Raw genomic sequence first — 7,818 nt, 5'->3', positions numbered from 1 at the left:
CACTTCATTTATGCCTTACTTTATTAAACGTAAAGAACAAATTTATATTAATACATGGCATGGCACTCCGTTAAAAACATTAGGTTTAGATATTAAAGATGCAAATATTGCAGATCATAAAAATATACAACGTAATTTTTTACATACAGATTATATGTTGATGCCTAATAAATTTACTGCAGATCGCTTGATTAAAAGCCATGATTTAGATGGCATTCTCAATAGCAAAGTTTTCCTTACTGGAAATTCGAGAGTTGATTTAACACTAGATACAGATAAAGAAAAAATCATAAAGTTATTAGGATTACCTTCTGATAAAAAATTAGTGCTTTATGCTCCTACTTGGAAAAAAAGCTTGAAGGATACAACGGAAAAAGATATTTTAAATCTTTTAGCTGAAGTTAAAGAAATTCAAAAAACATTAGGAGACAAATACAAAGTTTTATTAAAAACGCATTATTTTATTTATGAATACTTTGTTGAGCATAATTATGAAAAAGAAGTTGTGCCAAACTGGATTGATACCAACGAATTGTTGGCCTGTATTGATAAGTTGATTACAGATTATTCTAGTATTTTTTTCGATTTCTTACCTACAAAAAGGCCTGTTTATTTCTATATACCAGATAAAGAAATCTATGAGGAAACACGGGGTTTTTATTTGGATTTGGAAAAATTGCCAGGAGAATTATGTACAACTATCGAAGAGCTATGTCGTGCACTTGTAATAGAAGATAACGAATACGAAGCTATGAATAGAACGAAGTATATAAATTACCTTGAAACATTTTGTTCTTATGACAATGGCCAATCAAGAAAAAGAGCAATCGATATCTTTATTCATGACAATGCTGTAAATGAAACAGAAATTAACTATTTATCAAATAAAAAGAAACTCATTTTTTATTGTGGCGGATTCTTCAATAATGGTATTACAATGTCTGCTATCAATCTTTCTAAAATGATTGATTATGATAAATATGATGTGATTTTTATGGATACGGATAGAATGAAAGCAGAAAAAGCTAATAATATAAAAAAGGTCGACCCAAGAGTCCATTTTATTTATAAATTTGGTGCCGTTAATCGAGGATATAAAAATACTATTCGTCAAAATTTATTATATAGACAAGGGATGAATTCAAAGTATTTAAACAAAGAAAAATTAAAACAACATTTGAATCATGAATTTGATCGAGTAACCGGCAAGCTTCCAGTTGATGTGCTGATTGATTTCGGTGGTTACAATAAGATGTTTACGGCTTTATTTGCCATGGCTGATGTTCCTAAAAAAGCGATTTATCTTCATAATGTTATGTTAGAAGAATACAATAAAGTAATTGGTGATAAATTTAAACACAAATGGAACCTAAAAGTAATTTTTAGTTTATACCGCTATTTTGATAAAGTTATCTCTGTTTCTGAAAGTGCGAATGAACAAAATAAAAAAGATCTAGTTCATTATATCCCTAACGCTAATGAAAAGATGAATTTTGTAAATAATACTATTGATGGTGAGGCTATACTTAAGGCAAGTAATCTTGATGAAAAACTCAATAGAGGTCATGACATTTACAGCTCATCGGACCAAATTAGTAGAACCGTTTTTTACGAGAACATTGATAAAAGTACCGGAATCGTTACTCTAAAAGGATTAATTGCACCTAATAAAGAAAATATTAATTTTGTCAATGTAGCTAGACTTTCGCCTGAAAAGAATCATTTATCTTTAGTAGAGGCTTTTGCAAAGTTAGTTAAAGAAAATAATAAATGCCAATTGTATATTTTAGGAAACGGACCTATACATGCGGAAATAAGAGCTAAAATAAACGAAATGGGTATGCAAAAACATATTCACTTACTTGGTCATATGGAGAATCCTTCAATGTTGGTTAATTTATGCGACTGTTTCATTTTAACTTCAAACTACGAGGGTCAGGGCTTAGTGCTTCTTGAAGCTATGATCATAGGCAAACCAGTTATTGGTACAGATGTACCTGGAATTCATAGCGTTTTGGAGAATACAAAAGGTTTATTAGTCAATAACTCAGTAGAAGGAATCTATCATGGAATGCAAGAGTTCATTGCTGGGAAACTAGAAGCTGCCGATTTTGATTATCGTCTATATAATGAAGAAGCCTTGGCAGATTTCTATCAAAAAGTTTGTGGATAAAGTGTTTAATACCGTGCTTTTCCTATAAACTTTTATTGCTTAGAGCGGTCAATAAGTCGGGAAAATAAAAAAACAATTAACGTAAGCAGCTCTTATAATGCTTACGTTGTTTTTTTGATTTACGTTAAAAATCCCTAAAAAGTAAAGAGCGCTCAAGTGATATATTTGTTTTTTTGCATCTTTAAAAATGTATATTAATTTGTACCGTAAAGATTTCTTTGTCGCTTGAAAGCCAATTTATGTTAAACTATTATTTGTTGTAAAGTACAGGTAAACAATGTAAAAGGATTTAGCATAAACAAAATGTCCTGTTTTGTAATCAATCACTAAATAATGTATAGGAGCTTAGTACAACATGGGTTTTATTAATAAAAAGAAGCACTCAACCAAAAAGGTCTTCATTATCATCACACTTTTTATGATTCTTAGTGTTATTTCAGTATATTTCACGCATTTATATCACGGAGAAATTATTGTCGGTGATGATTTTCAATTTCATAAAAATAGGATTGAAGGGCTCTACGAAGCTTTGAAAATTCATAATTTTTTCCCGAAAATTAATATGGTATTTATGAATTCGATGGGATATGCTTCCAGTATATTTTATTCAGATTTTTTCTTATACTTTCCAGCACTATTACGTTTATTGGGCTTTTCTCTTGCAGAATCCTATATAGCATTTGTTATTGTGATTAATTTCGTAACCTTTATAATTGCTTTTGCGTCACATTTTTTAGTGATTAAAGATCAAAGAAAAAGCCTAATATTTTCATTACTCTATACTTTATCTTCTTATCGTTTATTAGATTTAACCACTAGAGCAGCACTAGGAGAAGTACTAGCTATTTGCTTTTTGCCATTAGCATTTATGGGGCTTTATCAAATTATTTATGGAAACTCAAAAAAATGGTATTATTTAACATTAGGAATGGCATTAATTATTCATGCGCATATTCTTTCAGCAGTTATGTTTTCTCTTTTAATAGTTCTTTTTTTAGTCGTTAATGTAAAAAGAATGTTTTTTGAAAAAGAGCGACTGATCAGCATAGTAAAAGCAGCTTTCCTCACAGTTCCTTTAATTGTTTCTTATTTGTTTCCTGTTTTAGAACAACTAGCTTCACAGACCTTTAAAGTTAGTTCTAATCCAATCTTTTTTATGTCAGAAAAAGCTTCCCAATTAGGAAACGCATTTTTAAATGCACTTTCAAATAAATCAACCCCTAATATAGGAATCACTCTATTGCTTCTAACCATTTTTTATGTATTATCAATGAAAAAAATCAAGGCAAAAACTATTTTCTGCATGGGATTATTATTGTTGGGATTAACAACAGATTTATTTCCCTGGAAAATCTTGGATCATACTTTTCTAAATACTATTCAATTTCCATGGAGATTTTTAGCTTTTGCAACTTTATTGCTCAGCTGGGTAATAGGGGAGGATCCGTTGAATTTATTTGAAAATAAAAAAGTTTTTTATACACTATCTATTTTAATTACAGTTTTTACGCTATCTTATACCTTAAATCTACGTTCTCAAGTAGAGGCAGAAAAAATTGTTTCTTATGGAGAGTATAATCAGATTAATTCGTATAAAATTGGAGCCGGAAAAGAGTACTTACCTGATAAGGCAAACTTTGAGGATCTCATGAATAAAAAAGAAGAGCTTATATACGATAGTAGTAAATTAACAATCAAAAATTACCATAAAAATAAAGATGTAATTATCTTTGATTATCAAGCCTTAAGTAAAGAACTAGTTACTGTTCCTTTGATATACTATAAAGGTTATGTAGGAGAACTTTCAGGTAAAGGAACAATTAGTGAGCCATTTTTAAATGAAGCTGAAGCTGGGTTGACATCTGTCGCAGTAGAAGGAACCGGGACTGTTAAAATTTATTACAAAGACACTTTAATACAAAAACTGTCTCAATGGGTTTCAATAGCGAGCTGGATATTATTATTAAGTTATCTGTTTGTTATTAAACGAAGACAGATAAGAGAAGACAAAAGATAATTATAGAGGTGAAAAAAATGGACAATAAAGAGCTTATATCGATTGTTATTCCCTGCTACAATGAAGAAGAATCTATCGATATTTATTATGAAGCAATGGAAAAAGTAAGACAAAATTTAGCTGCAGAAGATGCTGAGATTGAATATATATTTGTTAATGATGGATCTAAAGATAAAACACTGACTATATTGAGAAAATTGGCAAAAAAAGATTCAGAACGTGTGAGGTATATTTCTTTTTCAAGAAATTTTGGAAAAGAAGCAGCACTTTATGCAGGTTTGGAAAATGCTAAAGGAGACTTTGTTACGGTAATGGATGCTGATTTGCAAGATCCTCCTGAGTTATTAATAGAGATGTTAAAAACAATTAGAGAAGAAGACTATGATTGTGTTGGTACAAGACGCGTTAGTAGAGATGGAGAACCGCCAATTCGTTCATTTTTTGCACGACAATTTTATCGTATAATCAACCGTATTTCAGATACTGAAATTGTCGATGGTGCTAGAGATTATCGATTAATGACAAGACAGATGGTAGATGCGATTTTAGAACTTAAAGAATATAATCGATTTTCTAAAGGGATTTTCAGTTGGGTAGGTTTTAAAACCAAATATTTAGAATATAAGAATATAGAAAGAGTCGCTGGCGAAACTACTTGGTCTTTCTGGGGACTAATGAAATACTCAATTGATGGCATAGTTGCATTTTCAGAAGCTCCTTTAGCATTTGCATCAATAGTAGGCTTGCTATCTTTTATCTTGGCAATTATTATGGTATTTGTCATAGCAATAAGAACCCTTATATTTGATGATCCAACATCTGGATGGACTTCTTTAGTGTGTATTGTTCTTGGTCTAGGTGGGTTACAATTATTTTGTTTAGGAATTGTCGGCAAATATTTAGGAAAAACCTATTTGGAAACTAAAAGGCGTCCTATTTATTTAGTGAAGGAAACAGAAAAGGATCTTACTGCATAAGATTAAATAAGTCGTATTAGTGAATAAATAGCATTCACTAATACTTTTTTTATTGAAAAGTCTAGATAAGAAAGCTAAAAACCGTTATAGTAATATTGTATGTTAATTTTAAATAATTTGAGGAGGTATTTTTTTTGCACAATTGGAAGAAACCGCTACAAAAGTTGCTAACTATCACTATGGTCTTCAGTCTACTTAGTCCAATGATTTTGTCTACAGGAGTATCGGCAGCTGAAAATAAGGAGCCTATCCAAGAGAAAGCAGAATCAACGGTAATAGAAACAGAGTCAAGCGCAGAGAATGAGCCAGTTGAAGAAAACATAAATATAGAAGAGGAAGTACCGAAAGAAGAAATAGATAATTTAGAATCAAGTGAAGACAAACTAAGTGATGAAAAATCAAATGAAGATGCTATTGGCAATGAAAACACTTCTGAAGAATCTTCTACTTCAAGTGAAGAACAAGAAACAAGCAATTCAAAAATAGAAGATTATTTTTCATTAGCTGAAAACAGAGAAAATGCTATCGCAATTATGAAAATAGCAAACGTAGCTAGCGATTCTTCAGATAATAAGAGTGAATCTACTTCAATCATAAACAATTTTATTGAAAATGTTTCTACTGAAGCAATTGCCGCAGCCGGAGAATATCATTCATTTGCGTCAGTTCTGATTGCTCAAGCAGCATTAGAAAGTGCATGGGGAACTAGTGCTCTGATTAAAGAGTTAGAAAGTTATAATTTGTTTGGTGTAAAAGCAAGTGAAGCAGAAGATTTCGTGCAATACTATTCGAAAGTCGCTGATCAAGAAAATACAACTCTTGAAAATGTGAAATTCAAAAAATATTCATCTTATAAAGAAGCTTTTGCGGAAAATCTATTAAAATTACAACAGAATCCTGAATGGAAAAGTTTCAAAGATTCAGCAGACTCTGAAAATTATAAAAATATCCTCCATATCCTTTCAGAGGAATATAGCAACGTTCCCAATTATGAGAACATGTTAAATACTATTATTGAAACATATGATTTAACTCAATATGATAAATCAGTTTCGGAAAGTGAAACAGAATCTGATACAGAAGAGGAAGTTGTAGATAAGCCACAACAAAGATCTACATTTGCTGTAAGTGTGAAAAAAGCTGAAGTTATTACTTCAGAAAAAACAATCGATTATAGAGCAAAAATCAATCGTAAAACAGATACTATCAATACAAAACCATATGGAACAGAGGGCTATAAAAGAACAGCTTGGTCTTCAGAATATTATGGTCAAGAAGTGAAAATTTCTAAAGAAGCAGTGACCAATCGTGCTACATGGGCATTAATTTCAATAAATGGTAAAGAATTAGGATGGATTGATAAAGCAGGTTTAGATATTGAAAAAGTAACGTCTTCTACAGATACTTCTTATTATAAAAGAATTGGTCGTAAAACAGATAGTATTTCAACCTTACCTTGGGGAACAGAAGGATTTAAGGTAGTAGAAATGTCTTCTCAGTATTTAGGCAAACAAGTTAAAATCATTAAAGAAGCTAAAACTCGTCGTGCAACTTGGGCTTTAATTACGTTAAACGGTAAAGAGTTGGGTTGGATTGACAAAAAAGGGCTAACAGATTATGAAATTATATTATCTGAAAAAACAACCAATTATAAAGCAAAAATCAACCGTAAAACAGATACTATCAATACGAAGCCTTATGGAACACAGGGTTATAAAATTTTGGCGAAATCTTCAGAATACTATGAAAATCAAGTAACGATTACGAAAGAAGCTGTGACTGACCGAGCAACTTGGGCTTACATTTCTGGTTTAGGCTGGATGGATAAAGCTGGTTTAACAATTGAAAAAATTACTTCTCAAACAAATACAAATTATAAAGCACGTATTACTCGTTCAACAGATACTATCAATACAAAACCATGGGGAACAGAAGGGTATCAAACAGTTGCTTACTCAAAAGATTACTTTGGCGGAGAAGTAACCGTTACTAAGGAAGCAAAAACAAGCCGTGCAACTTGGGCATTAATTGCTTTCAACGGGAAAGAACTAGGTTGGATCGATATAAAAGCATTAAAAAAAATTAACCTTTCTAAAAAAGTAGTTGTGATTGACCCAGGGCATGGAGGAAAAGATCCTGGTGCACAAGCAGGTGGTGTCAAAGAAGCTACCTTAAACTTAATAGTTGCAAAAAAAGTTCAGCAAAAATTAGAAAAAGCTGGCTATGAAGTTATCATGACAAGAACGACTGATAAATTTTTAGAATTATCAGAAATTGCGGGTATTGCTAATAGGTCAAATGCGGATATATTTGTTAGCGTCCATACCAATTCATTTAATGGTACGGCTAACGGAATTGAGACCTATTCGTATAATAAAGCAGGAAACCCAAATAACCTTTTAATAGCAAATGACCCTCAACGGTTATTGAATAGTTCTCTATTATCTCAAAATATTCAAAATTCTTTAATTAGACAAACTGGTGCTTTTGACCGTAAAGCACAAAAAGCAAATTTCCATGTTGTTAGAGAAACTGGAATGCCGGCTGTTTTAGTTGAAATTGGTTTTGTAGATAATACTGTAGAACGAAACAAACTAGTTACAAATGCTTACCAAGAAAAGATTGCAACAGGAATTGTCGAAGGGATACAA

The 7,818-nt window shown here is 31.3% G+C and carries 4 protein-coding genes; all 4 read left to right on the top strand.

Annotated elements, in window-relative coordinates:
- Positions 1 to 2,173, top strand: a 2,173-nt coding sequence (locus RT405_RS02970) for a glycosyltransferase (protein ID WP_313467430.1), incomplete at its 5' end; no start/stop codon positions are given.
- Positions 2,174 to 2,528: 355 nt separating this feature from the next.
- On the top strand, positions 2,529 to 4,190 hold the full coding sequence (locus RT405_RS02965; RefSeq protein WP_313467429.1) for a YfhO family protein: 1,662 nt from the start codon (positions 2,529 to 2,531) through the stop codon (positions 4,188 to 4,190).
- Positions 4,191 to 4,207: 17 nt separating this feature from the next.
- Complete coding sequence (locus RT405_RS02960) at positions 4,208 to 5,167, top strand: glycosyltransferase family 2 protein (RefSeq protein WP_313467427.1); 960 nt, start codon at positions 4,208 to 4,210, stop codon at positions 5,165 to 5,167.
- A 134-nt stretch (positions 5,168 to 5,301) separates the two neighbouring features.
- Positions 5,302 to 7,818, top strand: a 2,517-nt coding sequence (locus RT405_RS02955; protein WP_313467425.1) for a GW dipeptide domain-containing protein, incomplete at its 3' end; no start/stop codon positions are given.

It is taken from the genome of Carnobacterium sp. (assembly GCF_032094055.1).
Taxonomy (GTDB): Bacteria; Bacillota; Bacilli; order Lactobacillales; family Carnobacteriaceae; genus Carnobacterium_A.
Note: the sequence above shows the minus strand (reverse complement) of the source record. Positions and strands in the feature narration are given on the sequence as shown.